Genomic DNA, 24972 nt, shown 5'->3' on the forward strand with positions numbered 1-24972 from the left:
TCGGCCTCGCCGACGCCGTGGTGGTGGGCCTCGCCGCGATGATCGGCGCGGGCGTCTTCGTCTCGCTCGGTGCCGCGGCGGATCTCGCCGGTCCCGCCGTGCTCGCGGCGCTGCTGCTCGCGGCCGTCGTCGCGCTCGCCAACGCCACCTCGACCGCCCAGCTCGCCGCTCGCTACCCGACCTCCGGCGGCAGCTACGTCTACGGGCGTGAGCAGCTGGGGCACGGGTGGGGCTTCCTCGCCGGCTGGTGCTTCGTCATCGGCAAGACGGCCTCCTGCGCGGCGATGGCGCTCGTCGTCGCGGCGTACCTGGTGCCGGAGGAGGTCTGGCGGCGGCCGGTCGCCGCGGGCGTGGTCCTCGTGCTCACGGCGGTGAACCTCGTGGGCGTCACCCGCACGGCGGCGCTCGCCCGGGTGCTCGTCGCCGTCGCGGTCACCGCCCTGCTGCTCACCGCGGGCCGCCTCGCCGCGGGCGTCCTCACCGGGCCCGCCATCGGGGCCGACGGCGCGGGGGAGGCCGGGGGAGCGGCCGAGGGGGACGCCGTGGCCACCGGCGGGACCACGGCCACGGGCCTCGCGGCGGCGGTCCCGGGACCGCTCGCGGACGTGCCGGACGGCACCCTCGGCGTGGTCCTCGCGGTGCTGCAGGCCGCGGCGATCCTGTTCTTCGCCTTCGCGGGCTACGCCCGGGTCGCGACGCTGGGGGAGGAGGTCACCGCCCCGCGCCGCACCATCCCGCGGGCGATCCTGCTGGCCCTCGGCATCGTGCTCGCGCTGTACATGCTGCTCGCGGTGCTGCTCGTGCTCGTCGGTCCCGCTCCGGGCGGGACCGGCTGGGGAGCGGCGCCCTTCGTCACCGCGCTCGACGCCGTCGGTGCGGGCGGTGGGTGGACGCTCGTCGTGACGGTCGGGGCGACGGCCGCCGCGGCGGGCTCCCTGCTCGCGCTCGTCGCCGGGGTCTCCCGCACGATGCTCTCGATGGCGCGCGAGGGAGATCTCCCGCGCCCGCTCGCGGCGGTCTCGGCGCGCTTCGAGGTGCCGTGGCGGGCGGAGGTGACGGTCGGGGCGCTCGTCGTGGCGCTCGTGCTGCTCGTGCCGAGCGCGCTCACGGCCGTCGCGGCCTCGTCCTTCGGTGTGCTGCTGTACTACGCGGTCGCGAACGCGGCGGCGCTCACCCAGAGGGGTGACGACCGGCTGTTCCCGCGGGCGCTCCAGGTCGTGGGGCTCGCGGGCTGCGTGCTGCTCGTCGCCGCGCTCCCGTGGCCGACGCTCCTCGCGGGTCTCGGCGTGGTGGCCACCGGGATCCTGGTGCGGCTGCTGGTCCGTTCCCGCACTGATTAAGCGTTGACTTATATGACGGGGGTGGGCAGGATGGCCGCGTGCACGCGCTCGACGTCCTCGGCGACCCCGTGCGGCGACGGATCCTCGAGCTCCTCGCCGCAGGCGGGGAGCGCAGCGCGGGCGAGATCGGCGAGGTGGTCCAGGCGGAGTTCGCCATCAGCCAGCCTGCCGTCTCCCAGCACCTGAAGGTCCTGCGCGAGCACGGCTTCGCGAGCGTCCGCCCCGAGGGCAGGCGCCGCCTCTACGCGGTGGACCCGCGCGGGCCCGCCGAGGCCCGGCAGTGGCTCACCCCCTTCGAACGCTTCTGGCTCCCGAAGCTCGACGCGCTCGGCACCGAGATCGCCCGCGGGAAGCGGCAGCGCCGCCTCGCGACCCCACCCCACGAGAAGGAGACCTGACATGGTCGACGTCCCCACCCAGCTCGCCTCCGTCAGCCGTGCCTACCGCGTCGAGGAGCGCGACGGCGAGCCCCAGCACGTCCAGACCCTCGAGCAGGACTACCCCGCCGCCCTCGCGGACGTCTGGGAGGCCGTCACCACCGCGGAGCGCATCGCCCGCTGGTTCCTCCCGATCTCCGGCGAGCTGCGCGAGGGCGGCCGCTACCAGTTCGAGGGGCAGGCCGGCGGTGAGGTGCTCAGCTGCGAGCCCCCGGCCGACGGCGCCGCCGCCTACTCCGTGAGCTGGGAGGCCATGGGCAGCGTCTCCTGGGTGACCGTGCGCCTCGAGGCGGTCTCCGAGGAGTCCACCCGCTTCGAGCTCGAGCACAGCAGCACGGTCGCCGACGTCCCCGCGGAGATGTGGGAGACCTTCGGCCCCGGCGCGACCGGCGTCGGCTGGGACGGCGGCCTGCTGGGCCTCTCCCTGCACCTCGGCGCCGTCGAGGGCTCGCTCGCCCCGTCGGAGGCGGAGGCCTGGGCCGGCACCGAGGAGGGACGTTCCTTCTATCGCGGCGCGGCCGACGGCTGGGCCGTCGCCCACACCGCCTCCGGCGAGGACCCCGAGGTCGCCCAGCGCAACGCCGACGCGACCTACGGCTTCTACACGGGCACCGGGGCCTGAGAGCTCAGACCGCGCGGGCGACCAGCACGTACTCGCGGCCCGGCCGGTCCGGCGCCTCCCGGATCTCCCGGACCTCGAGACCGGCCTCCGCGAGGGAGGCACGCAGCTCCGCCTCCTCGCGGAAGCGGAGGGTCGAGGTCGAGGAGCGCGTGGTGCCGTCCTCGAAGCGGAAGTCGTCCGTGAAGGTCACCAGCGGCAGCGCCACCTCGACCGACCGCGCACGGCTGCGCACACGGCCCACGCCCGGCACCTCGTGCACCTGCGGATCCGTGTCCGCCTGCCAATCCTCCCAGGCCCGCCGCTCCGGCCGGCGGGACTCCGCGACGAACCATCCGCCGGGGCGCAGGGCGGCGCGGATCCCTCGCAGCGTGCGCAGCCAGGACTCGTCCGTGAGGAACACCTGGGCGACGTTCCCGGTCATCACCGCGAGATCCGCGCCGAGCGGCGGGAGGTCCGGGGCGGTGCCGTGGATCCAGGTGACCGCCTCGGCGTGGGGTTTGGACCGGGCGACGTCGAGGGAGGCCGCGGCCGGGTCCACCCCGGTCACCGTCAGACCCCGCGCGGCGAGCCGCACCGCGAGGGAGCCGGTCCCGCAGCCCACGTCCACGATCGTGCGGGCGCCGAGCTCGTCGATCAGCGCCTCGTAGTGGTCGAGGTCGTCGCGCTCGCCGTCGAAGGTGTCGTAGCAGGCGGCGAGTCGGGGGTCGGCATAGATCTGATCCGGAGCGGGGTCCGGGGCGGCGGTGCTCATGGGGCGAGGCTAGGGTGCCCGCCCGGCAGGTGACCAGCGGTTTTCTGGGCCGCGCTGCTGTGGACGGCCCACGTCAGGTGAAGCTCGTCCAGGTGGTGTCCGCGTCGATGAGCCAGTGGTTGCGCAGCGTGAGCGCCCGCTCGGTCGCGGCGAGGGCGCCCGCGACGACGAGCGCGGTGTTCAGCTCGGCGCTCAGGCTGATCGGGGACGTGAAGGTGCCCACGCGCGCCGCGATCACCTCGACCGAGGTCACGAGCTCCACGATCTGCGGGATCGTCACGGCGAGGCTCACCAGCAGCACCACGATCGCAACGGCACCGAGGATCCGGCTCGCGAGCGGGAAGCGCCGACCCAGCCGCGCCCGCAGCCCCTCGGCTGAGCGCGGGTGCGGGGTGAGCAGTCGCGCCTCGCCGCCGTCGGGCACGTGGTGCATGCGGGAGAGGCCGTAGCTGGTGCGCGCCACCTCGATCACCCCGCCGGGCACGGGGAAGGCGGCGGGCGGATTCGCCACGTGGGTGCGGCGGCCGTCGCGGTACAGCGCCATCGGGGGAGTGGGCTCCTTCTCCTCGGGGTCCAGGCTCCCGGAGAGCTCGTCCGCGAGGTGGTGCACGTCCACCCCGTAGCGGTGCACGGCGCCGTCGGGCTCCTCGAGGTCGAGGTGGAACAGGGTCCGATGCAGCAGCTGCCAGGTGCGGAAGGGCTTCAGTGCGCGGCCGTCACCGGGGCGCACGCGGCGCTCGCGGCGTCGTCGGCGGTGCTTGTCGAACATGACGGAGCTCCGATGGTGGGGGCGGGGCCCGGGGGAGGGCCGCTCCCATCCCACCCGGTCGCGCCGCCGATGGCCAGGGCCACGGGCTCATCCTGTCCGAAGGTCGGAGCGGGCGGAGCCGCCGCCACCGACCCTGGTCGCCCCTCAGCGCACCCGGTACTCGCGGGGGAGCTCCTCGAGCAGCCGCAGCCAGATCTCCGAGGCCGACGGGTAGCTGGCGACCGCGTGCCGCAGCACTCTGACCGGCACCCGGCCCACGATCGCGACGGTCGCGGCGTGGATCAGCTCCCCGGCCTCGGGGCCCACGAGCGTCGCCCCGAGCAGGGTCCGGGTGGCGGCGTCGACGACGATCTGCGCGGTCCCGGCGGCGTCGTCCCGCAGCAGGGCCGTGCCGGCGGCGCCGGTGAAGGGCACCTGCGCCGTGACCACCTCGTGGCCCGCCTCCCACGCGGCCCGCTCGGTGAGCCCCACGCGGGCCACCTGCGGGTCGGTGAAGATCACCTGCGGGACGGGGACCTCCTCGGGGACCGGCCCCGTCCCGTCGGCCCCGTCGGCCCGGTCGGGCTGCCCCTGCTCGCGCAGCGCCTCCGCGCGGATAGCGGCGCCGAGCACGCGGGCGCGGTACTTGCCCCAGTGCGTCAGCGGCGCCTCCCCGCTCGCGTCGCCCACGGCCGCGAGCCACGACGGCAGGCCGCCGGAGGTCACGTCCTGCGGGGTGAGGCCGAGGGCGTCCAGGCCCACGTCGTCCAGCCGCGGGCGGCGCCCCGTCGCGACGAGCACCTCGGCGGCGGTGAGCGTGCGCGCCTCGCCTACCGCGTCGCCGCCGCTCAGCTCGAGGGTCACCTCGCCGCCGTGCACGCGGCCCAGGCCCGTCGCCTCCGCCCGCTCGCGCCGTGCCGACGCGACGGTGGTCCCGGTGAGGACGGTGACGCCCGCGGCCTCGAGCGCTTCGCGCACGTGGATGCCTGCGAAGGGCTCCTCAGCGCCGAGAAGGCCTTCGCCCCGCACGATCACGGTCACCTCGCTGCCGAGCGCCGCCATCCAGGTCGCCGCCTCGACCGCGACCACGCCGCCGCCCACGATCGCGAGGGAGGCCGGGACCTCGACCACGCCCGTCGCATCCCGCGAGGTCCACGGCTCGAGGCCCGTGAAGGCCTCCGGGATCACGGGGGCCGAGCCGGTCGCGATGACGACCCGGCGCCGGGCGCGCACGGTGACCGCATCGGCGCCCGCCGCCAAACCCTCGCCGGGCCCCACCCGCAGCTCCCGCTCGCCCGTGAGCACGGCGTGCCCGCGCACCACGCGGATCCCCGCGCCCTCGGCCCAGGAGACCTGGCCGGCGTCGTCGTAGCCGGAGACCCAGGCGTCGCGGCGGGCGAGCAGACCCGCCGGCTCGATCCGCGGGGTGGTGAGCCCGTCCAGGTGCGCGGCGGTGTGGGCCACGTCGATCGGGCGCAGCAGCGCCTTGGAGGGCATGCACGCGTAGTAGGAGCACTCCCCGCCCATGAGCTCGCGCTCGACGATCACCGCGGTGAGGTCCGTGCCCTCGATCGCGTACTGGGCGAGGTTCTCGCCCACCGGGCCGCCGCCGATCACGACGACGTCCGCGGTGACGGTCTGCGGGTCGGGGCGATCCTCGGGGGTGGTGCTCTCGGCGGCGGTGGTGGTGGACGGGCCCTGCGCGGCGGTGCTCATGGCGTCACGCTACGCGCGTCGGCGGGCCCGTGGTGGGGTGCGGCGAAGGGGGACAGAGCACGCCGGTACTCTCCGAGGGTGACCTTCCGACTCGTCGCCTCCGACCTCGACGGCACCCTGCTCCGCGACGACGGGTCCGTGGCGCCCCGCACCCGCGCCGCCCTCGACGCGGTGCGCGCCGCCGGCGCGGCGGTGATCCCCGTGACCGCCCGGCAGCCGATCGGCGTGCGGGCGATCGCGGCAGCGGCGGGGATCGAGGGCCGCGTGCTGTGCAGCAACGGGGCGCTGTGCGTGGACCCGGGCACGGGGGAGACGCTCTGGGAGGAGACGGTCGCCGTGGCCGCGCAGCGGGAGCTCGCCCACGCCCTCCGGCGGGCGGTCCCCGGCGTGCTGTTCGCGAGCGTCCGGGACCGGGGCGAGGTGTTCGTCGCCGAGCGGGACTACATCGCCGGCGTGCGCTACGCCGACCACAAGCGCGACCCGGCGACGATGATCCCGGCCGGGTGGGACCTCGTCACCGGCACGGCGAGCCTGAAGTTCCTCGCCCGCCACCCCGCGCTGCCGGCCGACGCCCTGCTCGAGGCGGCGCGGTCGCTGGGCGTCGAGGGCGTGGAGCTCACCCATTCGGGCGCGCCGTTCCTCGAGGTGCAGCCCGCCGGGATCACGAAGGGTGCCGCGCTCGCCCGGCTGTGCGACGCGCTGGGCGTGGCACGGGAGGAGGTGCTGGCCTTCGGTGACGCCCCGAACGACCGCGACATGGTCGCGTGGGCGGGGCACGGCGTGGCCGTCGGCAACGCCGCGGGCGAGGTGCGGGAGGTCGCGGCGGAGGTCACCGCGAGCAACGAGGACGACGGCGTCGCGCGGGTCCTCGAGCGCCTGCTGGCCGGCGGTGCTTTCGGGCGCTGAGACGGGCCGTCCACAGCGGTGGCGGTGGTCCTCGGTCGTCGGCCCCCGCTCGTAGGCTCAGGGGCATGAGGATCCTGCACACCTCGGACTGGCACCTGGGCCGCACCCTGCACAAGGTCGACCTGCACGAGCACCAGGCCGCGTTCCTGGACTGGGTGGTGGAGACCGTGGTCGAGCGCGCCGTGGACGTGGTCGTCGTCCCCGGCGACGTCTACGACCGCGCGGTCCCGGCCGTCTCGAGCGTGCGGCTGCTGGACCGGGCGCTCGCGCGCATGGCCGAGCACACCACCGTGATCATCACGCCCGGCAACCACGACTCCGCGGACCGTCTCGGCTTCGGCCGTGAGCTCATGCGCGCGGGTATCCACCTGCTCACCGACCTCCCCGGCATCGAGCACCCGGTGAGCGTCGAGGACGAGTACGGCGAGGTGCTCTTCTTCGGCCTGCCCTACCTCGAGCCGGACGTCGCCCGCACCGCGCTCGTCGGCCGGGAGGAGGCGCCGCTCGCCCGCAGCCACGAGGCCGTCACGCGCACGGCCCTGGACCGGGTGCGGGAGCGGGCGGCCGCGCACCCCGGGGCGCGCACCGTGGTCCTCGCCCACACCTTCGTCACCGGCGGCGAGGGCAGCGACTCCGAGCGGGACCTCTCCGTGGGCGGCGTGGACTCCGTTCCCGCCGGGGTGCTGAGCGGCATCGACTACCTCGCGCTCGGCCACCTCCACGGCTGCCAGGACCTCACGGCGACCGTCGGCGCCCCCGCCTGGTACTCCGGGTCGCCGCTCGCCTTCTCCTTCTCCGAGCGCCGCCACCGCAAGGCCGTGCTGCTCGTGGAGCTGGGGGAGCGGGGGCAGGTCGAGGTCGAGCGCCTCGCGACCCCCGTGCCGCGGCGCCTCACCGAGCTGCGCGGCACGCTCGAGGAGATCCTCGCCGAGGGCGAGGAGCACGGCGGGGACTGGGTCAAGGCCGTCGTCACGGACCCCGCCCGTCCCGCCCACCTGCAGGAGCGGCTGCGGGAGGCGTTCCCCGAACTGCTGCTCACCGAGTACGCGCCCGAGGGTCGCGAGCAGGGCGCCGCCGCCCCCGTGGTGCGCCGCGAGGCGGATCCGCTCGAGGTCATGGACCAGTTCCTCACCGACGCGACGGGCGGCGCCCCGAGCCCCGCGGAGCACGACGTGCTCGAGCAGGCCTATGCGCACGTGCGCCGGGAGCAGGCCGCCTCGTGAAGCTCCACCACCTGCGCCTCACCGCGATCGGCCCCTTCGCCGGCACCGTCGACGTCGACTTCGCCGCCCTCGGCGCGAGCGGCATGTTCCTGCTCGAGGGGCCCACCGGCTCCGGCAAGTCCACGATCCTCGACGCGATCGTCTACGCCCTCTACGGCCAGGTCGCCGGCAGCGCCACGAGCACCGACCGCATCCGCTCCCAGTTCGCCGGCCCCACCGAGCCGAGCGTCGTGGACCTCGTGTTCGAGACCGGCGCCGGGATCTTCCGGGTGCGCCGCAGCCCCGAGTTCCAGCGCACCAAGCAGCGTGGGACGGGCACCACCAAGGAGCAGGCCAAGGCCGTGCTCTGGCGGATCGGCTCGCCCGAGCTCATCCCCGCCGTGGTCGAGGACTCCGCCGGCGCCGGCGCGGGCCTCGAGGCCGTCGCGACCCGCATGGACGAGGTGGGACGCGAGATCCAGCGCGCCGTGGGCCTCAGCCGCGAGCAGTTCACGCAGACGGTCCTGCTGCCCCAGAACGAGTTCGCCCGCTTCCTGCGCGCGGGCACGGCCGAGCGTCAGCAGGTGCTGCAGCGGGTCTTCGGCACCGAGCTGTACGAGCAGGTCGAGAAGCGCCTCGCCGAGATGCGTGTCGATGCGAACAAGCAGGTCACCGCCGCGAGGGAGACGCTCGGCCGGGCGCTCGCCCGCTTCGTCGAGGCGACCGGCGTCGAGGGGGAGCAGGAGGCGGCCCTCACCGGGCAGGCGCAGGCCCTGCGCCCGGAGGCGCTCGCCGAGGGGGCCGACGCCGCCCTCGCCGGCGTCACGACGCGCGCGCAGGAGGCCACGGCCCGCGCGGCCGCGACGCAGCAGGCGGAGCAGGCGGCGCGCACCGCCGCCGAGGCCGCCGCCCTCGCCGCCCGCCGCATCGACCGCCGCCGCGAGCTGCGGACGCTCGCGGCGCGGCTCGAGGAGCAGAAGCCTGCCGTCGACGGCGCACGCACCGCCCTGTCCCGTGACGAGGCGGCCCGGCCGGTCGTCGGCGCGCTCGGGCGCCGCGAGGAGGCCCGCGCCCGCGCCGCTGCCGCGATCGAGGCGCTCGCCGACCTCGCCGCCCGCACCGGCGAGGAGCGCCCCGACCTGCTCGCGCTGCTGCCCGACGGGGCCGACAGGGCCGACGGCGCCGCCGGGACCGACGGGACGGCCGGCGGCTCCCGGGCCGCGGAGGCGGACGCCGCCCTCGCCGCCGCCGTCCAGGAGTCGACCACCGCGGCCGGCGCCCTCGCCGATCTCGTCGCCCTCGAGACGGGGCTCGCCGCCCGGGAGAAGGCCCTCGACGAGGAGCGCGAGCGGATCGCCGCCTCGCGCACCGCCCTGGCCTCGGCCACCGCTCTGCTCGAGGCGCGGCCCGCCGCCCGGGAGGAGCTCGTCACCGCGCGGGACGAGGCCCGCACCCGCGCCGCCGGCCTCGCCGATGCGCGGCTCGCGCAGGCCGCCGCGACGGAGCAGGCGACCGCATCCCGCGCCGCGCAGCAGCAGGCCGCCGCCGTCGAGACCGCTCTGGAGACTCAGAAGAAGGCACTGGCCACGGCCTCCTCCGCCGCCGAGGCGGAGTCCGCGCTGCGTCGCCGTCGCTACGCCGGGATCGCCGCCGAGCTCGCCGTCGCCCTCGAGGACGGGGACCCGTGCCCCGTGTGCGGCGCTCTCGAGCACCCCCACCGCGCGGACCCGGCGAAGGACGCCGTGAGCCCCGAGCAGGTCGAGGCCGCGGAGGCCGCCCGGGTCGAGGCGGAGGCCGCACGCTCCCGCGCCGAGCAGGCCCACGCCCTCGCCGAGGAGAAGCTCGCGCGCCTGCGCGAGGCCGCCGGTGAGCTCGAGCCCGACGCCGCCCGCGCCGCCCTCGAGGCCGCGACCACCCGGGTGCAGGCCGCGCAGGAGGCGCAGGAGACGGCCTCCCGGCTCGAGCAGCGGATCACCGCCCACGATGCCGAGACCGAGCAGCTCACCCGGCGCGGCCAGGCGGACGCCCTCGCCCTCTCCCGCGCGGAGACGGCCCTCGAGGCCGCCGCGACCGCGATCGGGACGGACCGGGAGCGGATCGTCGAGGCCCGCGGGGAGGACGGCAGCGTCGGCCACCGGCGCCGCGCGCACCTCGCCCGCGCCGCCGCCGCGACCACGCTGCGCGACGCCCTGCGCGCCCGCACCGAGGCCGAGGAGCGGGCCCGCGAGGCGGAGGAGGAATCCACCCGTGCCCTCGCCGCCGCCGCGATCGCCACGGACGAGCAGGCCCGCGCCGCCGTGCTCGAGCCCGCCGAGCGCAGGCGCCTCGCGACGCTCCTCGAGGCCCGGGCCGTGGACGAGGCCCGCCTCGCCGACGGCCTGGCCGAGGAGGGCGTCGGCGACGCCCCGACGACCGACGCCGCCCTCGAGGAGGCACGGGCCGCGGTCACCGCGACCGCGCAGGCCCTCACCGTCGCCCAGGCTGCCGCCCGGGAGGACGGCGCCGCCGCGGCGCGCCTCGAGGCGGTCGCCGAGCGCGGCCGCACCGCCCGCACCGCCCTCGACCGGGCGATCGACGAGGTGCGCAGCGTGAGCGAGCGCGCCGGCGTGATCGTGCGCGTCGCCGACCTCGCGACCGGCCGCTCTGCCGACGGGGAGCGCGTGCAGCTGTCCACCTACGTGCTCAAGTGGCGGCTCGACGCCGTGGTCGAGGCGGCCAACGCGCGCCTGGCCCTGTTCTCCGGGTCGGAGCTCGAGCTGCTGCGCGACACCGGCGCCCGCGGCGCCCGGAAGACGGGACTGGACCTGCTGGTCATGGACCGCCGCACCGATCAGGTGCGCGTGCCCGAGACCCTCTCCGGCGGCGAGACCTTCTTCGTCTCTCTCGCACTCGCCCTGGGCCTCGCGGACATCGTCATGGGGGAGGCGGGCGGCGTGCAGATGGAGACCCTCTTCATCGACGAGGGCTTCGGCTCCCTGGACCCCGAGACGCTCGAGACCGTGGTCCGCGAGATCGGGCGCCTCGCGGAGGGCGGCCGCACCATCGGGATCGTCAGCCACGTCGGCGACATGAAGGCGCAGGTCGCCGAGCAGATCCACGTGCGCCGCGGGGAGGGCAGCCGATCCACGCTCACGATCACCGCCTGAGCGGCCGGTCCCTGCCGCTCAGCGCTTCGCGGCGGCAGGGACGGCCGCCGTGGGCCGCCAGCTCTTCAGCACCTTCATCGCGAAGCGGGAGGAGATCTTCGAGACGCCCGGGATCGCGATGACCTCCTCGGTGAGGACGTGCTCGTACGCCTCGAGGCCTGCGACGGCCACGCGCACGCAGTGGTCGGGCGAGCCGAACAGGCGGTACAGCTCGACCACCTCGTCGAAGCCCTGGATCGTCGTCTCGAAGCGCTCGACGATCGTCGGCCCCGCAGGACCCGCAGGACCCGCACGACCCGTCGGACCCGGAGGCCGCGCATGTCGGAGACCACCTACCTCCTGGCCGTGATGGTGATCGGCTTCGGCATCACCTTCGCCCTGCGGGCCGTGCCCTTCGTGATCCTGCAGCCGCTGCGCGACTCGCCGCTGGTCGCGCAGATGTCCCGCTGGATGCCGGTGGGGATCCTCGCGATCCTCGCCGTGTCGACCCTGCGCAGCTCGATCGGCGCGGGGACGGCGACCTTCGTGCTGCTCGTGAACCTGGCCTGAGGGGGGGGGACGGGTCCGCGACCCGGCAGTCCGTCAGCTCCGACGGTCAGCAGCTCAGCGCCGGCGCCCGGAGTCGCCCCGCCCGGCGATGTCCTCGAGGACATCGATCTCGCCGGTGCGCGACCAGTGCCGCTCCTCACGGCCGAACAGCGGCACCCCGAGCCGCGTGAGCAGCGGGGCGAGCATCGCGCCCATCCATGCGCCGAGCGAGTTCGAGAAGACGTCGTCGATGTCCGCGATCCGCACCCCGCAGGGGTAGAGGCCCCAGGCGCCCGTGTACTGGGTCGCCTCGATGAGCACCGAGAGCATGACGCCCATCGCGAGCGCCGTCGTCACGTCGAGGCGGAACACGCCGCGCAGGATCGCGCCGAGCGGCACGAACAGCACGATGTTGGCGATCAGCTGCAGCGTGGGCCAGGCGATGAGCAGGCCGATGCCGGTCGTCCCCGCGCTGTACGTGTCGATGATCTGCGTGATCGCGTGGAAGGGGACCGCGCGCAGCTCCCCGCCCACGCGCCGGCTGCAGGTGACGGCGACCTCGTAGGCGGGGGCGACGGTGAGCCCCGCGAGCGCCATCGTGTACACGCAGATCGCGGCGACGCCGATCAGGCGCAGGGGGCGCCAGCGGCCGAACCGACGGCGCTGCAGCAGCACGGCCACAGGGCTGATCAGCACGAACACCCCGAGGCCGCCCACCACGCCCACCAGGGCCAGTCGCACCAGCTCGTTCACGCCGGGCACGCTACGACCGCCCGCTGGGAACTGGCCCGCGGGCCCGAGGTAGCTCACACCGGGTGGGCGTCCCCGCCCGCCCGGGCGCGCAGGGTTCTACGATCTCCTCGTCCCCCCGACGGCAGGAGCCACCATGACGACCACGCCCGGCGCCGCCCCGCGCGCCTTCGCCCACCCCGCCCCCGCGGCGGGCTCCCGGATCGTCGGGACCGGCCACTACCGGCCCGAGCGCGTCATGACGAACACGGACCTCGAGAAGCTCGTCGAGACGAGCGACGAGTGGATCGTCCAGCGCACCGGCATCGAGGAGCGCCGCATCGCCGCGGAGGACCAGGACGTCGCGGACCTCGCCGCGGAGGCCGGCCGGATGGCCCTCGCCGACGCCGGCGTGGACCCCTCCGAGGTCACCCAGGTCATCGTCGCCACCTGCTCGAACCTCGAGCGCTCCCCGAGCGCCGCGGGCCGCGTCGCCCAGCTGCTGAGCCTCACGGACCCCGCCTCCTTCGACGTGGGCGCCGCCTGCTCCGGCTTCGAGCACGCGCTCGCCGTGGCGGACATGTCGATCCGCTCCGGCACCTCGACCACCACGCTCGTCATCGGTGCGGAGAAGCTCTCCCAGGTCACCGACTACACCGATCGCACCACGTGCATCCTCACGGCCGACGGCGCCGGCGCGATGGTCCTGCGCCCCAGCGACGAGCCCACCATCTCGCCCGTCGTCTGGGGCAGCGTCCCCGAGCTCGCGGACGCCGTCACCATCAACGGCGAGGGCCCCGCCTTCGCGCAGGAGGGGCGCAAGGTGCTCGGCTGGGCGCTGCGCGAGGCCCCGAAGATCTCCCGCCGCATCGTCGAGGCCGCCGGCCTGACCATGTCGGACATCGACGTGTTCGTGCCCCACCAGGCGAACCTGCGGATGATCGAGCCGCTCGCCGCCGCGCTGGACCTGCGGGAGGACGCGATCGTCGCGGACGACATCGTCACCTCCGGCAACACCTCCGCCGCGACGATCCCCCTCGCGATCTCCCGCCTCCGCGAGGCCGGCCGGATCCCCTCCGGGGCGACCGCGCTGCTCGTCGGCTTCGGCGGCGGCTTCTCCTGGGCCGGTCAGGTCGTGCGCCTGCCCTGACCCGGGCCCGTCCGGGGCGGCCGCATAGGATGGCGCCCGCCCGCTGCTCGCCCGTCCGTCCCCGCACCCGGAGGTCCCCGTGGTCGATTCGCTGACCGTCCAGGTCGTGGTGACCGTGCTCGTCGCCCTCGCCTACGCGGTGGGGCTCATGGGGATCATCGTGCCGGTGCTGCCGGGCACGATCCTCATCGTCATCTCGACTCTCGTCTGGGCGATCGTCATCGGCGGCTGGCCGGCCTGGGTCGCCTTCGCGATCGTGCTGGTGCTCGGCGCGATCGGGATGACCTGCAGCTACGTGCTCACGGGACGGAGGCTGAAGGCGCACGAGGTACCCACCTGGCCGCTGCTCGTCGGCATCGCGGCGGGCATCGTCGGCATCTTCGTGATCCCGTTCCTGGGCCTGCCGATCGGCTTCATCGTCGGGCTGTACGTCTCCGAGGCGCTGCGTCTGAAGGACGCACGCCGCGGCCTGACCAGCGCCTGGGTCGCCGTGAAGGCGCTGGGCACGGGGATCCTCGTGGAGTTCTCGCTCGCGATGCTCTCCACGATCACCTTCGCGATCGCGGTGACGGTCCACTTCGTGACCCGCTGATCACCCCAGCGGGACGAGCGGCCGCGCCCCCGGCGGCGGGGTCGCCGCGGTCCCTGCCTCCGCCTCGGCCGTGCCGGGGGAGGGGGTCCCCAGCAGCTCGAGCAGCAGCACGGCGGGGACGTCGGCGCGCGGGCTGATCGGGCTCACCGCCCCCACCGTCCACTCCGGGGACTCCGCTCCGGGCAGCGGGATCGTGCGCAGCGTCGCCGCCTGCGGCTTGGCCGCCACGTGCCGGGGGACGATCGCCACGCCCAGGCCGCGGGAGACGAGGTCGAGGAGGGTGTGGACGTCGTTCACGCTGCAGCGCACGCGGCGCGTCACCGCATGCGCGGCGAGCAGCTCGTCGTTGAGGGTGCGCACACCCCACGAGGGGCTGAAGTCCACGAAGTCGCGGCCCGCGAGGTCGCTCCAGCGCAGGGGCGTGCGCGAGGCGAGGTCGCTGTCCGCGGGGACGACGAGCACGAGCGGCTCCCCGCCCAGGGGCTGGTGGCGCAGGGAGGTCGGCGGGCGCGTGGTCGCGACGAAGGCGACGTCGAGGGTCCCGCCGCGCACCGCGTCGACGAGCTCGTGGGAGCCGGACTGCGCGAACTCCGTGGCGACGCCCGGGTAGCGGCGGTGGAAGCGCTCGAGCAGCGTGGAGACGTCCACGAGCCCCAGGCACTGCTCGGCCCCCACCCGCAGGGAGCCGCTCACCGTCCGGGTCGAGCGCACCACGGCGTCGCGCGCGCGGGCCGCCTCGTCGACCATCGCCCGGGCGTGCGGCAGCAGCGCCTCCCCGGCCGCGGTGAGCTCCACCCGGCGCGTGGTCCGGTCGAACAGCGGCGTGCCGAGCTCCGACTCGAGGCTGCGGATGGCGCTGCTCAGCCCCGACTGCGACACCCCGGTGAGGGCCGCGGCCCGCGTGAAGTGGCGCTCCTCGGAGAGCGCGAGCACGTACTCCATCTGCCGCAGATCCATTGATCGGTCCTCCTCATGACGCACATCGGTCCATGCTGTTGGATTTCTGAAACAGCGCGTCATATCGTCGCACCATGACGATCCCCACCCTCACCCTGAACTCCGGCCACGCCATCCCGCAGCTCGGCTTCGGCGTGTTCCTCGTCCCGGCCGACGAGGCCGAGGCCGCCGTCTCGAGCGCGCTCGAGATCGGCTACCGCCACATCGACACCGCCGCGATCTACCGCAACGAGGAGGGCGTCGGCGCCGCGATCGCCGCGAGCGGCATCCCCCGCGAGGAGCTCTTCGTCACCACCAAGCTGTGGAACGACCGCCAGAGCGGCGAGCAGCCGCACGAGGCCGTCCGGGAGAGCCTGGACAAGCTGGGCCTGGAGTACGTGGACCTCTACCTCACCCACTGGCCCACCCCGGAGAAGGACACCTACGTCAACGCGTGGGAGAAGCTCGTCGAGATCCGCGACCAGGGCCTCACGCGCTCGATCGGCGTCTCCAACCACCTGCCCGAGCACCTGGACCGCATCGTCGAGGCCACGGGCGTGGTCCCCGCCGTCGACCAGATCGAGCTCCACCCCGCTCTCCAGCAGCGGGACGTGCTCGAGTGGGCCGCCGCCCACGGCACCCTCATCGAGTCCTGGGGCCCGCTCGGCCAGGGGAAGTACCCGCTGTTCGAGAACCCCGCCGTGGCCGAGGCCGCGGCCGCGCACGAGGTCACGCCCGCTCAGGTCGTCATCCGCTGGCACCTCCAGCGGGGCTTCATCGTGTTCCCGAAGTCCTCGAGCCCGGAGCGCCAGGCCCAGAACTTCGACGTCCTCGGCTTCGAGCTCACCGACGCCGAGGTCGCGGCGATCGACGCCCTCGACCCGGGCGACGGCTCCGGCCGCGTGGGCTCCCACCCGCTCGACGTCAACTGACCCCCACCTCCGCATCCGGAGGGCCGGCGACGCACGCCGCCGGCCCTCCGCCCCCTCACCCCAGCACAGGAGCAGCGACGATGCGCACCTTCACCCTCCCCGGCACGGAGATCACCGCGCCCAACGTGGTCCTCGGTCTCATGCGGATCCAGGACAAGTCCGACGACGAGGTCCGCACCCTGGTGCGCACCGCCCGCGACGCCGGCATCGACTTCTTCGACCACGCCGACGTCTACGGCAGCTCCACCCACGGCTGCGAGCGGCGCTTCGCGGAGGCCATGCGGCTGACCCCGTCCGAGCGCGAGCAGATCACCCTGCAGACCAAGACCGGGATCCGCCACCCCGGCCCCTACTTCGACTTCTCCGCCGAGCACATCGTCGAGTCCGTCGAGGAGTCCCTCGCCGCGCTCGGCACCGACTACCTCGACATCCTGCTGCTGCACCGCCCGGACGCCCTCGTGGAGCCCGAGGAGGTGGCGGACGCCTTCGACCGGCTGCACGAGGCCGGCAAGGTGCGCTCCTTCGGCGTCTCGAACCACACGCCCCGGCAGATCGACCTGCTGAAGAAGCACGTGCGCCAGCCGATCGTCGCGAACCAGGTGCAGCTCTCGATCACGCACGCGCCGCTCATCGCCCAGGGCGTCGCCGCGAACATGCAGGGGCTCGACCAGTCGATCAGCCGGGACGACGGTCTCGTCGACCACGCCCGCCTGCACGACATCACGCTGCAGGCCTGGTCCCCCTTCCAGGCGGGCTTCTTCGACGGGCCCTTCCTGGGGTCGGAGAAGTACCCCGAGCTGAACGCGGTGCTGGACCGCCTCGCGCAGCAGTACGACGTCACGACCACCGCGATCGCGGTCGCCTGGATCACCCGGCACCCGGCGAACATGCAGGTGGTGCTCGGCACCACGACCCCGCAGCGGGTCACCGACTCCGCGGCGGGATCGGACCTGCCGCTCACCCGCGCCGAGTGGTACGAGATCCTCCGGGCGGCGGGCTACACCGTCCCCTGATCCCGCACCGCCCCTCCCGCCCCGGGCAGCACGCTCCCCGAGGCGGGGGAGGCGGCGTCGTCGGCCGCACGCTCCGAGGCCCACCAGCTCGCGAGCAGCCGCAGCTTCTCCTCGCTCTCGGAGCCCGGGACGGCGGTGTACACGGTGAGATCGGCGCCGTCGTCGGCCCGCAGGTCCAGCACGTTGTACTCGAGCTCCACGAGCCCCACGACCGGATGGCTCAGGCGCTTCAGGCCCTCGATGTGCAGCCGCACGTCGTGCCGAGCCCAGCGCCGGCGGAACTCCTCGGAGCGGGTGGACAGCTCGCCCACGAGCTCCGTGATCGAGGGGTCGAAGGGGTTCCGCCCGGCGACCGCGCGCAGGGACGCCACGTTGACGTCGGCGATCATCTCCCAGTCCGGGTAGAACTGCCGCGAGGCGGGGTCCAGGAAGATGAAGCGCCCGTAGCCGGGACGCTCGCCCTGGGAACGGAACAGCGGGTCGTACAGCGCACGGGCCAGCGGGTTCGTCGCGAGGATCTCGCTGCGCGGGTTCGCGAGCACCGCCGCACCCTCGGAGATCGAGTCCACGAGATGCAGCATGCTGGGCCGGATCCCCTGCTCCTGACGGCGCGGGGCTCGGGCCCGGTGGCCGGCGTTCGCGGCCCGCGCGAGGTTCATGAGGTACGTCTGCTCCGCCTCGTCCAGACGCAGCGCCGTGGCGATCGCACCGAGCACCTCGTCGGAGACGCCGCGCAGGTCACCGCGCTCCACCTTCGTGTAGTACTCGACGCTCACGCCCGCGAGCACCGCGACCTCCCCGCGGCGCAGCCCGGGCACGCGGCGCGGGCCGCCCGGGGGAAGGCTCACCATCGCGGGGGTCACCTTCGCACGGCGGCTGATGAGGAACTCGCGCACCTCGTCCTTCTGGCTCATGCTCCCGAGCGTAGGGGCGCCGGCGACGGCGAGGGAGGTCTCGTGAGTACCCCGCACCGATGCCCCGGGCCCGTCGGTCTCGTCCCCGTCGTCCTCGTCCCCGTCATCCCCGTCCCTGGGGGGCTCTCGCAGTACACCTCTCGCCCCGGACTCCCGGGCGTCGGCCGGTGACCGCACGCTGGTGAGGTCCCCGCCGGCAGAGTCCCGCCGACGGGTCCCGACTCCGACCTCACAGGAGATCCGCCATGAAGGCCACCCTCATGTTCGGCGCGGGCGACGTCCGCGTCCAGGACGTCCCCGAGCCCACGATCCTCCGCCCCACCGACGCGATCGTGCGCACCGTCCGCACCTGCGTCTGCGGCTCGGACCTGCACCCCTATCACTCGATGGAGGCGCAGGAGCACGGCCAGTCGATGGGCCACGAGTCCCTCGCCGTCGTCGAGGAGATCGGCGCCGAGGTCACCTCGCTGCGCCCCGGCCAGCTCGTCGTCGCGCCCTTCTCCTTCTCCGACAACACCTGCGAGATCTGCCGCGACGGCTTCCAGACGGCCTGCCCCCACGGCGGCTTCTACGCGACGCCGGAGACGAACGGACTGCAGGCGGAGTTCGCCCGCATCCCCCTCGCCGACGGCTCCCTCGTCCCCGTCCCCGAGGTGGATGCCGACACGGCCGACGAGTCCCTGCTCGCGTCCCTGCTGACCCTCTCCGACGTCTACCTCACCGGCTATCACGCCGCGTACGTGGCGAAGGTGCGCCCCGGCCAGACGGTCACCGTCGTGGGCGACGGCGCCGTGGGCCTCTCCGCGGTGCTCGCCGCGAAGCAGCTCGGCGCGGAGCGGATCATCCTCATGGGCCGCCACACCGCCCGCACCGACCTGGGTCGCGAGTTCGGCGCGACCGACGTCGTCTCCGCGCGCGGCGAGGAGGGCGTCGCGGAGGTCCTCGAGCTCACCGGCGGCCTCGGCAGCGAGGCGGTCCTCGAGGCCGTGGGCCACATGCCCGCCTACGAGCAGTCCTACGGCGTGGTGCGCGCGGGCGGCGTCATCTCCCGCGTGGGCGTGCCCCAGTACGAGGAGGCGCCGGTGGGCTTCGGCTCCCTGTTCGGGAAGAACGCGCGCCTCGCCGGCGGCCCCGCTCCCGTGCGCGCCTATCAGGAGGAGGCGATCGGCCAGGTGCTGCGCGGCGAGATCGAGCCCGGCAAGGTGTTCGACCGCACCGTGGGCCTGGACGGCGTGCCCGCGGGCTACGCCGCGATGGACGCCCGCGAGGTGCTCAAGGTAATGGTGGACCCGCGCCTCTGAGCCTCGTCGCCCTCCCGCCCGTCCGTCCCCCGCGAGGGGGACGGACAGGCGGGCGCGCCGACTAGGCTCCCCCGCGTGAGCACCGACGACCCCCAGCACCCGCCGGTCCCGCCCGTGTCCCGCCGCTCTCAGCCGCGGTTCCGCTCCCGGGAACGGCGCGCCGAGCTCGCCGAGGCCTTCACCCGCACCGGCGCGGACTACGACCGGCTGCGCCCGGCCTATCCCGAGGCGGCGCTCGACGCGATCCTCGCCGCCCTTCCCGCCGCCGTCGAGCGCCGGACCGCGGTGGACCTCGGCGCGGGGACCGGCAAGCTCTCCGCCGCCCTCGCCGCCCGCGGCCTCGTCGTCACCGCGGTGGACCCCGCCGCCTCGATGCTCGACGCGCTCCGGGACCCGGGAGTCGAGCGCGTGGTGGGGACCGCGGAGGCGACGGGCCTGCCGGATGCCTGCGCCGATCTCGTGACGGCCGCCCAGGCCTGGCACTGGTTCGAGGCGGACGCCGCGAGCGCGGAGGTGCTCCGCCTGCTGCGCCCCGGCGGGGTGCTCGCACTGCTGTGGAACACCCTGGACGTGCAGATCCCCTGGGTGCACCGCTACTCGCGGATCATGCACGCGGGGGACGTGCAGCGCGACGACTTCGCCCCGCCCGTGGCCGGCGGGCTCGCCCTCGCCGAGCGGGTCGTCGTGCGGTGGGAGGACCCGATGGCAACGCCGGACCTCGTGGATCTCGCCCGCACCCGCAGCTACGTCATCACCGCGGAGGAGGAGCGGCGGGAGAAGGTGCTCGCGAACCTCGACTGGTACGTGCACGAGCACCTGGGCCATGAGCGGGGGAGCACCGTCGGCCTGCCCTATCGCACCGATCTCTTCCTCTACCGCGCGGCCTGAGCCCCGGCCCGCGCCGTCCCCCTGCGCACCGGCATCCGCCGATCAGGGGCACGGGACGTCCGCGCGCAGAAGTCCTCGATACGGGAGGGACGTGCGCGAAGAGGTCCCGTGACCGGCCCCGCCGCGGACCCGACTGTCCGATTGCGCGTCCCAGTTCCGTTCGTGGAACTCCGGCGCGCAATCGGACAGTGAGGGGGCGGGGCCGGGGGCTCGGGCCGGGGCCGGGGCGCGGCCGCGGGGCGGGGGCCGGGTCGTGGCGCATCGGGAGCCGGCCCGGCCGGGGCCGTGGAGGGCGCGCACGGCTCGGCCCGCTACCCTGGCCCGCGTGAACCGTCCCTTCCAGCGCATCGTCATCGTCGTCCTCGCCCTGCTGCTCGTGATCCCCGCCGGGATCCTCGGCATCGGGCAGCTGACGGGCGGCAGCGGCGATCCCACGGCCGGGACCGCGACGGAGTCCACCGAGGACCCGCGCCCCACCATGGACCCGGCGGATCAGACCCCGCGGCCCGAGGTCGCGAGGCCCGAGGCGCCCGCGGTGATGAAGGAGCAGACCGCCGAGGGCGCGCAGGCCACGCTCACCTACCTCCTGGACTCGTACACGTACATGATGACCACGGGGGACACGTCCCTCTGGGAGGCGTCGATCGACCAGGACTGCTCGGTGTGCACGTCCTTCCTCGACAACGCGACCACCCTGCACGAGCAGGACGGCTACCTCGTGGGCGGCGAGTTCACCGTGCATGGCACGACCTTCGAGGGCACCGGGGAGCCGCCCGCGAGCGGCACCGTCGTCGCGGACTTCGAGGAGGCGGAGAGCACCCTCGTGGACGACCCCTCCCGCGTGCCGTACTCGCTCGAGTCGGTCTCCGGGCAGCTGAGCGCGAAGCTGGTCTGGGACGGGAGCAGCTGGCGCGTCGCGGACATGTCCCTCACCCCGGACGAGGACTCCGCCGCCTCCGACGCGGGCGGCGCGTCGGACGCGGGCTCCGCCGGCTGAGCCCCACCCCCGCCCGCCGCGACCGCCCCGGTCGGCCCCCGCCCCGCCGGCCGCGCCCCGTCCTCCCTCCGACGTCCTCCGCCGGACACCTGTCTCGAATCCCCAGCGCCCCCTCAGCGAGCGCACGCGGATGTCAGTAGGCTCGGCGGGGTCGTGCGTGCGCACGCACGACGCGTGAGAGGAACCCCTGTGCCGCTGCTCCGTCTCGTCCTGCGCTCGCTGCGCCCCTACTGGCTCTGGATCGCGCTGGTGGTCGTCTTCCAGATCATCGGCGTGCTCGCCTCGCTCTACCTGCCCACCCTCAACGCCGACATCATCGACGACGGCGTCGCGAAGGCCGACGTCGACCGGATCTGGGAGCTCGGGCGGATCATGCTCGTGATCTCGCTGGGCTACATCGTCGCGCTCGTCGCCGCGAACTTCTTCAGCGCCCGCTCCGCGATGCGCGTGGGCCAGGACCTCCGCAGGAAGGTCTTCGGCCAGGTCGCGACGTTCTCCCCGCGCGAGATGGACCGCTTCGGCACGCCCTCGCTCATCACCCGCTCCACGAACGACGTGCAGCAGGTGCAGATGCTCGTCTTCTTCTCGCTGAACTTCCTGGTGCAGGCGCCGGTGACGGGGATCGGCGGCGTGGTGCTCGCGCTGCGCGTCGAGCCCGGGATGGCGTGGCTGATCGCGGTGATGGTGCCGGTCATGCTGCTCGCCGTCGGGTTCATCATCGCGCGCGCCGCCCCGCTGTTCCGCCGCATGCAGGGCGTGATCGACCAGATCAACGGGGTGCTGCGCGAGCAGATCACCGGCATCCGCGTGCTGCGCGCCTTCGTGCGCGAGGACCGCGAACGGGAGCGCTACGGCGTCGTCAACGACGAGGTCACGGACCTGAACCGCCGGATCGGCCTGCTCATGATCACGATGCAGCCGATCATCATGCTGATCCTCAACATGTCCACCGTGGTCGTGCTGCTCGTCGCGGCGCCGCGCATCGACTCCGGGCAGATGGAAGTCGGCTCGATCACCGCCTTCATCGCCTACCTCATGCAGATCCTCATCGCGGTCATGATGGCGACCTTCATGACGATGATGGTGCCGCGCGCGATGGTCTCCGCGGAGCGCATCGGCGAGGTCCTCGGGACCACCACGACCGTCGTGCAGCGGGAGGACGGCGTGCGCGAGCTGAGCGGCCCCCTCGAGCTGACCTTCGAGGACGTCTCCTTCACCTACCCGGGGGCAGAGCGCCCGGTGCTCGAGAACATCTCCTTCAGCGCCCGCGCCGGGCAGACCGTCGCGATCATCGGCGGCACCGGCGCCGGCAAGACGACGCTCGTGAACCTCGTCCCGCGGCTGTCCGACGTCACCTCCGGGCGGGTCCTGCTGGGCGGCGTGGACATCCGCGAGCTCGACGCGCAGGTGCTCTGGGACCGTATCGGCCTCGTCCCGCAGCGCCCCTACCTGTTCTCCGGCACCGTCGGCTCGAACCTCCGCTTCGGCAATCCGGAGGCGAGCGACGAGGAGCTCTGGCACGCGCTCACCGTCGCCCAGGGCCGTGACTTCGTCGCCGCGATGCCGCAGGAGCTGGACTCGCCGATCGCCCAGGGCGGCACGAACGTCTCCGGCGGTCAGCGGCAGCGGCTGTGCATCGCCCGCGCGCTCGCCGCGAAGCCGTCGATCTACCTCTTCGACGACTCCTTCAGCGCGCTCGACCTCACGACCGACGCCCGCCTGCGCACCGCGCTCGCCCCCGAGACCCGGGACGCGCTCGTGCTCATCGTCGCCCAGCGCGTCACCACCATCACCGGCGCCGACCTCATCCTCGTGCTCGAGCACGGGAGGGTCGTCGCGCAGGGCACCCACGCCGAGCTGCTCGAGGGCTCGGAGACCTATCGCGAGATCGTGCGCTCCCAGGGCGTCGAGGAGGAGGTCGCGTGATGAGCGAGCAGAAGCACGCATCCACCCCTGCGGCCGGGGACGAGGCCGAGGTCGCCGCGGAGATCGCGAGCGAGAAGGACGCCTCGCGCGGGTTGCGCCCGGGGCAGAGCGCGAAGAGCTTCTGGCCCTCCGCGAAGCGCCTGGTCCGGGAGATCGGACCGGAGCGGAAGTACCTCGTCCTCGCGATCGCCATCGGCGTCGTCTCCGTGGCGCTGAACGTCGTGGGACCGAAGATCCTGGGCCGCGCGACGGACCTCATCTTCTCCGGGCTGATCTCGAGGCAGCTCCCCGCGGGCGCCGATCCGGCGCAGGTCATCGCCCAGATGCGCGCCTCGGGCGAGGAGAAGATGGCGGACATGCTCTCCGGCATGACGCTCACGCCGGGGCAGGGCATCGACTTCACGGCGCTCTACCAGGTGCTCGCCCTCGCGACCGGCCTGTACATCGCCGCCTCGCTGCTCATGTGGCTGCAGGGCGTCGCGCTGAACCGGCTGCTGGTGCGGATGGTCTCGCGGCTGCGCCGCCAGGTCGAGGAGAAGCTGCACCGCCTGCCGCTCGCGTACTTCGACCGGATGAAGCGCGGCGAGATCCTCTCCCGCGTCACCAACGACATCGACAACATCCAGAACACCCTCATGAACACCGTGACGGGGCTCGTGAACTCGATCCTCACGGTGATCGGCGTGCTCGTCATGATGCTGACGATCTCGGGGCGGCTCACGCTCATCGCGCTCGCCGTGATCCCGGTGGCGTTCCTCATCACGGCCGTCGTCGGCAAGCGCGCGCAGAAGCTCTTCGCCCAGCAGTGGGACGCGACGGGCGCGCTGAACGGCGAGGTCGAGGAGGCCTTCACGGGCCACGAGCTGATCACCGTGTTCGGCCGGCGCCGCGAGGTCGCCGAGCAGTTCGAGCGGTCCAACGGCCGCCTGTTCACGGCCACCTTCGGCGCCCAGTTCGTCTCCTCGCTGATCATGCCGTTCATGCTGTTCGTGGGGAACCTGTCCTACGTCGCGATCGCGATCGTGGGCGGTCTGCGGATCATCTCGGGGCAGATGACCCTCGGTGACGTGCAGGCGTTCATCCAGTACTCGCGCCAGTTCACGCAGCCGCTAAGCCAGGTCGCCTCGATGGCGACAATGCTGCAGTCCGGCGTCGCGAGCGCGGAGCGGGTCTTCGAGCTGCTGGACGCGGAGGAGCAGGAGCCGGAGACCGCGGATCCCCGCGCCGTCGCCGGAATCCGCGAGGGCCGCGTCGAGTTCGAGCACGTGCGCTTCTCCTACACGCCGGAGCGCGAGCTGATCCGGGACCTGTCCCTCGTCGCGGATCCGGGGCACACGGTCGCGATCGTGGGGCCGACGGGCGCGGGGAAGACGACCCTCGTGAACCTCGTGATGCGCTTCTACGAGGTCGACGGGGGCCGGATCACGATCGACGGCGTCGACATCCGCGATCTCACGCGCGCCCAGCTGCGCTCCCGCACCGGCATGGTCCTCCAGGACACGTGGCTGTTCGAGGGCACGATCCGGGAGAACATCCGCTACGGCCGGCTCGACGCGACCGACGACGAGGTGCTCGAGGCGGCCCGCGCCACCCATGTCGACGACTTCGTGCGGCAGCTGCCGGAGGGCTACGACACGGTCGTGGACGACGACGGCACGTCGATCTCCGCGGGCGAGAAGCAGCTGCTGACGATCGCCCGCGCGTTCCTCGCCCGGCCGAGCCTGCTGATCCTCGACGAGGCGACCTCGAGCGTGGACACGCGCACCGAGGTGCTCGTGCAGAACGCGATGAACCGCCTCCGGGAGGGTCGCACCTCCTTCGTCATCGCGCACCGCCTCTCGACGATCCGCGACGCGGAGCTGATCCTCGTCATGGAGAGCGGGGACATCGTCGAGCAGGGCTCCCACGAGGAGCTGCTCGCGGCGGGCGGCGCGTACGCCCGTCTGTACCGCTCGCAGTTCGAGGGAGCGACGTCGGATCCGGACGCGGAGGTCCCGGTCACGGGGGAGACGGGCGCGACGGAGCCGGCCCCGGTCACGGGCGAGGTGCCGACGACGACCGGCGGGATCGCCCCCGCGCTCTGAGCCCGCGGGAGGTCTGGTCGCACGGGAGGGCGCTGCGCTCGGACGCGGATCACGGTGCGGTCTCGGCGCGGGGGAGCGCCGGACGGCGGGGACGGCCGACGGTAGCGTCGGCCG

23 protein-coding genes are annotated in these 24972 nt (G+C 74.2%); 16 read left to right on the forward strand and 7 right to left on the reverse strand.

Annotated features, from left to right (window positions below):
• Nucleotides 1-23: 23 nt before the first annotated feature.
• From C1N80_RS05030 to C1N80_RS05040, 3 genes are read left to right on the forward strand one after another with little or no spacing between them, the layout of a single operon-like run.
• On the forward strand, nucleotides 24-1340 hold the full coding sequence (locus C1N80_RS05030; RefSeq protein ID WP_240811239.1) for an APC family permease: 1317 nt from the start codon (nucleotides 24-26) through the stop codon (nucleotides 1338-1340).
• 38 nt (nucleotides 1341-1378) lie between these two features.
• On the forward strand, nucleotides 1379-1738 hold the full coding sequence (locus C1N80_RS05035) for a helix-turn-helix transcriptional regulator (RefSeq protein WP_137769778.1): 360 nt from the start codon (nucleotides 1379-1381) through the stop codon (nucleotides 1736-1738).
• A gap of 1 nt (nucleotide 1739) precedes the next feature.
• Nucleotides 1740-2399, forward strand: coding sequence for an SRPBCC domain-containing protein (locus tag C1N80_RS05040; RefSeq protein WP_137769779.1), 660 nt, complete (start codon nucleotides 1740-1742; stop codon nucleotides 2397-2399).
• 4 nt (nucleotides 2400-2403) lie between these two features.
• Here the strand turns inward: C1N80_RS05040 and C1N80_RS05045 are convergent, their stop codons facing one another.
• From C1N80_RS05045 to C1N80_RS05055, 3 genes are all read right to left on the reverse strand, one after another.
• Nucleotides 2404-3150, reverse strand: a complete 747-nt coding sequence (locus tag C1N80_RS05045) for a class I SAM-dependent methyltransferase (RefSeq protein WP_137769780.1) — start codon at nucleotides 3148-3150, stop codon at nucleotides 2404-2406.
• Nucleotides 3151-3223: 73 nt separating this feature from the next.
• Nucleotides 3224-3919 carry a hypothetical protein gene (locus C1N80_RS05050; RefSeq protein WP_137769781.1) on the reverse strand — a complete coding sequence of 232 codons (696 nt, stop codon included), beginning with the start codon at nucleotides 3917-3919 and terminating at the stop codon, nucleotides 3224-3226.
• Nucleotides 3920-4063: 144 nt separating this feature from the next.
• Entirely contained in the window at nucleotides 4064-5614 is a 1551-nt protein-coding gene (locus C1N80_RS05055) for an NAD(P)/FAD-dependent oxidoreductase (RefSeq protein ID WP_137769782.1), read from the reverse strand.
• Between the two features lie 78 nt (nucleotides 5615-5692).
• Here C1N80_RS05055 and C1N80_RS05060 point away from each other — a divergent pair, with 78 nt between their 5' ends.
• From C1N80_RS05060 to C1N80_RS05070, 3 genes are all read left to right on the forward strand, one after another.
• Entirely contained in the window at nucleotides 5693-6520 is an 828-nt protein-coding gene (locus tag C1N80_RS05060) for a Cof-type HAD-IIB family hydrolase (protein ID WP_137769783.1), read from the forward strand.
• Nucleotides 6521-6585: 65 nt separating this feature from the next.
• Nucleotides 6586-7743 (forward strand): exonuclease SbcCD subunit D, encoded by a 1158-nt coding sequence (locus tag C1N80_RS05065; protein ID WP_137769784.1) that lies wholly within the window; start codon nucleotides 6586-6588, stop codon nucleotides 7741-7743.
• The gene (locus tag C1N80_RS05070; RefSeq protein WP_137769785.1) at nucleotides 7740-10868 is read left to right on the forward strand and encodes an AAA family ATPase; all 3129 of its coding nucleotides are present in this window, start codon (nucleotides 7740-7742) and stop codon (nucleotides 10866-10868) included. The genes C1N80_RS05065 and C1N80_RS05070 overlap by 4 nt, the downstream gene beginning before the upstream one ends.
• Nucleotides 10869-10886: 18 nt before the next feature.
• Here the strand turns inward: C1N80_RS05070 and C1N80_RS15410 are convergent, their stop codons facing one another.
• Nucleotides 10887-11087, reverse strand: coding sequence for an Lrp/AsnC ligand binding domain-containing protein (locus C1N80_RS15410; protein WP_168198025.1), 201 nt, complete (start codon nucleotides 11085-11087; stop codon nucleotides 10887-10889).
• Nucleotides 11088-11186: 99 nt separating this feature from the next.
• Here C1N80_RS15410 and C1N80_RS05080 point away from each other — a divergent pair, with 99 nt between their 5' ends.
• Nucleotides 11187-11417 carry an AzlD domain-containing protein gene (locus tag C1N80_RS05080; RefSeq protein WP_137769787.1) on the forward strand — a complete coding sequence of 77 codons (231 nt, stop codon included), beginning with the start codon at nucleotides 11187-11189 and terminating at the stop codon, nucleotides 11415-11417.
• 54 nt (nucleotides 11418-11471) lie between these two features.
• On the opposite strand, the gene C1N80_RS05085 is transcribed toward C1N80_RS05080, so the two are convergent.
• Complete coding sequence (locus tag C1N80_RS05085; protein ID WP_137769788.1) at nucleotides 11472-12149, reverse strand: VanZ family protein; 678 nt, start codon at nucleotides 12147-12149, stop codon at nucleotides 11472-11474.
• A 133-nt stretch (nucleotides 12150-12282) separates the two neighbouring features.
• Between C1N80_RS05085 and C1N80_RS05090 the strand changes: the two genes are divergently transcribed.
• Nucleotides 12283-13275, forward strand: coding sequence for a beta-ketoacyl-ACP synthase III (locus C1N80_RS05090; RefSeq protein ID WP_137769789.1), 993 nt, complete (start codon nucleotides 12283-12285; stop codon nucleotides 13273-13275).
• A 79-nt stretch (nucleotides 13276-13354) separates the two neighbouring features.
• A complete protein-coding gene (locus C1N80_RS05095; protein WP_137769790.1) occupies nucleotides 13355-13867 on the forward strand; it encodes a DUF456 domain-containing protein in 513 nt (170 codons plus the stop codon).
• Here the strand turns inward: C1N80_RS05095 and C1N80_RS05100 are convergent, their stop codons facing one another.
• Complete coding sequence (locus tag C1N80_RS05100) at nucleotides 13868-14824, reverse strand: LysR family transcriptional regulator (protein WP_240811240.1); 957 nt, start codon at nucleotides 14822-14824, stop codon at nucleotides 13868-13870.
• A gap of 74 nt (nucleotides 14825-14898) precedes the next feature.
• Between C1N80_RS05100 and C1N80_RS05105 the strand changes: the two genes are divergently transcribed.
• Nucleotides 14899-15735 carry an aldo/keto reductase gene (locus tag C1N80_RS05105; RefSeq protein ID WP_137769791.1) on the forward strand — a complete coding sequence of 279 codons (837 nt, stop codon included), beginning with the start codon at nucleotides 14899-14901 and terminating at the stop codon, nucleotides 15733-15735.
• A gap of 80 nt (nucleotides 15736-15815) precedes the next feature.
• Nucleotides 15816-16748, forward strand: coding sequence for an aldo/keto reductase family oxidoreductase (locus C1N80_RS05110; protein WP_137769792.1), 933 nt, complete (start codon nucleotides 15816-15818; stop codon nucleotides 16746-16748).
• Here the strand turns inward: C1N80_RS05110 and C1N80_RS05115 are convergent.
• Nucleotides 16733-17662, reverse strand: a complete 930-nt coding sequence (locus C1N80_RS05115; protein ID WP_137769793.1) for a helix-turn-helix domain-containing protein — start codon at nucleotides 17660-17662, stop codon at nucleotides 16733-16735. The genes C1N80_RS05110 and C1N80_RS05115 overlap by 16 nt on opposite strands.
• A gap of 245 nt (nucleotides 17663-17907) precedes the next feature.
• Here C1N80_RS05115 and C1N80_RS05120 point away from each other — a divergent pair, with 245 nt between their 5' ends.
• The 5 genes from C1N80_RS05120 (at nucleotide 17908) to C1N80_RS05140 (ending at nucleotide 24858) form a co-directional block, all read left to right on the forward strand.
• Nucleotides 17908-18963 carry an alcohol dehydrogenase catalytic domain-containing protein gene (locus C1N80_RS05120; protein WP_205750678.1) on the forward strand — a complete coding sequence of 352 codons (1056 nt, stop codon included), beginning with the start codon at nucleotides 17908-17910 and terminating at the stop codon, nucleotides 18961-18963.
• 75 nt (nucleotides 18964-19038) lie between these two features.
• Nucleotides 19039-19851, forward strand: a complete 813-nt coding sequence (locus tag C1N80_RS05125) for a class I SAM-dependent methyltransferase (protein WP_137769794.1) — start codon at nucleotides 19039-19041, stop codon at nucleotides 19849-19851.
• Between the two features lie 325 nt (nucleotides 19852-20176).
• On the forward strand, nucleotides 20177-20848 hold the full coding sequence (locus tag C1N80_RS05130; RefSeq protein WP_137769795.1) for a DUF6318 family protein: 672 nt from the start codon (nucleotides 20177-20179) through the stop codon (nucleotides 20846-20848).
• A 189-nt stretch (nucleotides 20849-21037) separates the two neighbouring features.
• The gene (locus C1N80_RS05135; RefSeq protein WP_137771661.1) at nucleotides 21038-22774 is read left to right on the forward strand and encodes an ABC transporter ATP-binding protein; all 1737 of its coding nucleotides are present in this window, start codon (nucleotides 21038-21040) and stop codon (nucleotides 22772-22774) included.
• Nucleotides 22774-24858 carry an ABC transporter ATP-binding protein gene (locus C1N80_RS05140; protein WP_137769796.1) on the forward strand — a complete coding sequence of 695 codons (2085 nt, stop codon included), beginning with the start codon at nucleotides 22774-22776 and terminating at the stop codon, nucleotides 24856-24858. The genes C1N80_RS05135 and C1N80_RS05140 overlap by 1 nt, the downstream gene beginning before the upstream one ends.
• The last annotated feature ends 114 nt before the right edge of the window (nucleotides 24859-24972 follow it).

The organism is Brachybacterium sp. SGAir0954, from assembly GCF_005490785.1.
Taxonomy (GTDB): domain Bacteria; phylum Actinomycetota; class Actinomycetes; order Actinomycetales; family Dermabacteraceae; genus Brachybacterium; species Brachybacterium rhamnosum.

Bases quoted from the DNA above. Each gene is read 5' to 3' on its own strand.
- C1N80_RS05065 (WP_137769784.1), top strand. From the start codon at position 6,586: ATGAGGATCCTGCACACCTCGGACTGGCACCTGGGCCGCACCCTGCAC.
- C1N80_RS05080 (WP_137769787.1), top strand. From the start codon at position 11,187: ATGTCGGAGACCACCTACCTCCTGGCCGTGATGGTGATCGGCTTCGGC.
- C1N80_RS05045 (WP_137769780.1), bottom strand. From the start codon at position 3,150: ATGAGCACCGCCGCCCCGGACCCCGCTCCGGATCAGATCTATGCCGAC.
- C1N80_RS05110 (WP_137769792.1), top strand. From the start codon at position 15,816: ATGCGCACCTTCACCCTCCCCGGCACGGAGATCACCGCGCCCAACGTG.
- C1N80_RS05055 (WP_137769782.1), bottom strand. From the start codon at position 5,614: ATGAGCACCGCCGCGCAGGGCCCGTCCACCACCACCGCCGCCGAGAGC.
- C1N80_RS05040 (WP_137769779.1), top strand. From the start codon at position 1,740: ATGGTCGACGTCCCCACCCAGCTCGCCTCCGTCAGCCGTGCCTACCGC.
- C1N80_RS05140 (WP_137769796.1), top strand. From the start codon at position 22,774: ATGAGCGAGCAGAAGCACGCATCCACCCCTGCGGCCGGGGACGAGGCC.
- C1N80_RS05100 (WP_240811240.1), bottom strand. From the start codon at position 14,824: ATGGATCTGCGGCAGATGGAGTACGTGCTCGCGCTCTCCGAGGAGCGC.
- C1N80_RS05050 (WP_137769781.1), bottom strand. From the start codon at position 3,919: ATGTTCGACAAGCACCGCCGACGACGCCGCGAGCGCCGCGTGCGCCCC.
- C1N80_RS05105 (WP_137769791.1), top strand. From the start codon at position 14,899: ATGACGATCCCCACCCTCACCCTGAACTCCGGCCACGCCATCCCGCAG.
- C1N80_RS05120 (WP_205750678.1), top strand. From the start codon at position 17,908: ATGAAGGCCACCCTCATGTTCGGCGCGGGCGACGTCCGCGTCCAGGAC.
- C1N80_RS05090 (WP_137769789.1), top strand. From the start codon at position 12,283: ATGACGACCACGCCCGGCGCCGCCCCGCGCGCCTTCGCCCACCCCGCC.
- C1N80_RS05115 (WP_137769793.1), bottom strand. From the start codon at position 17,662: ATGAGCCAGAAGGACGAGGTGCGCGAGTTCCTCATCAGCCGCCGTGCG.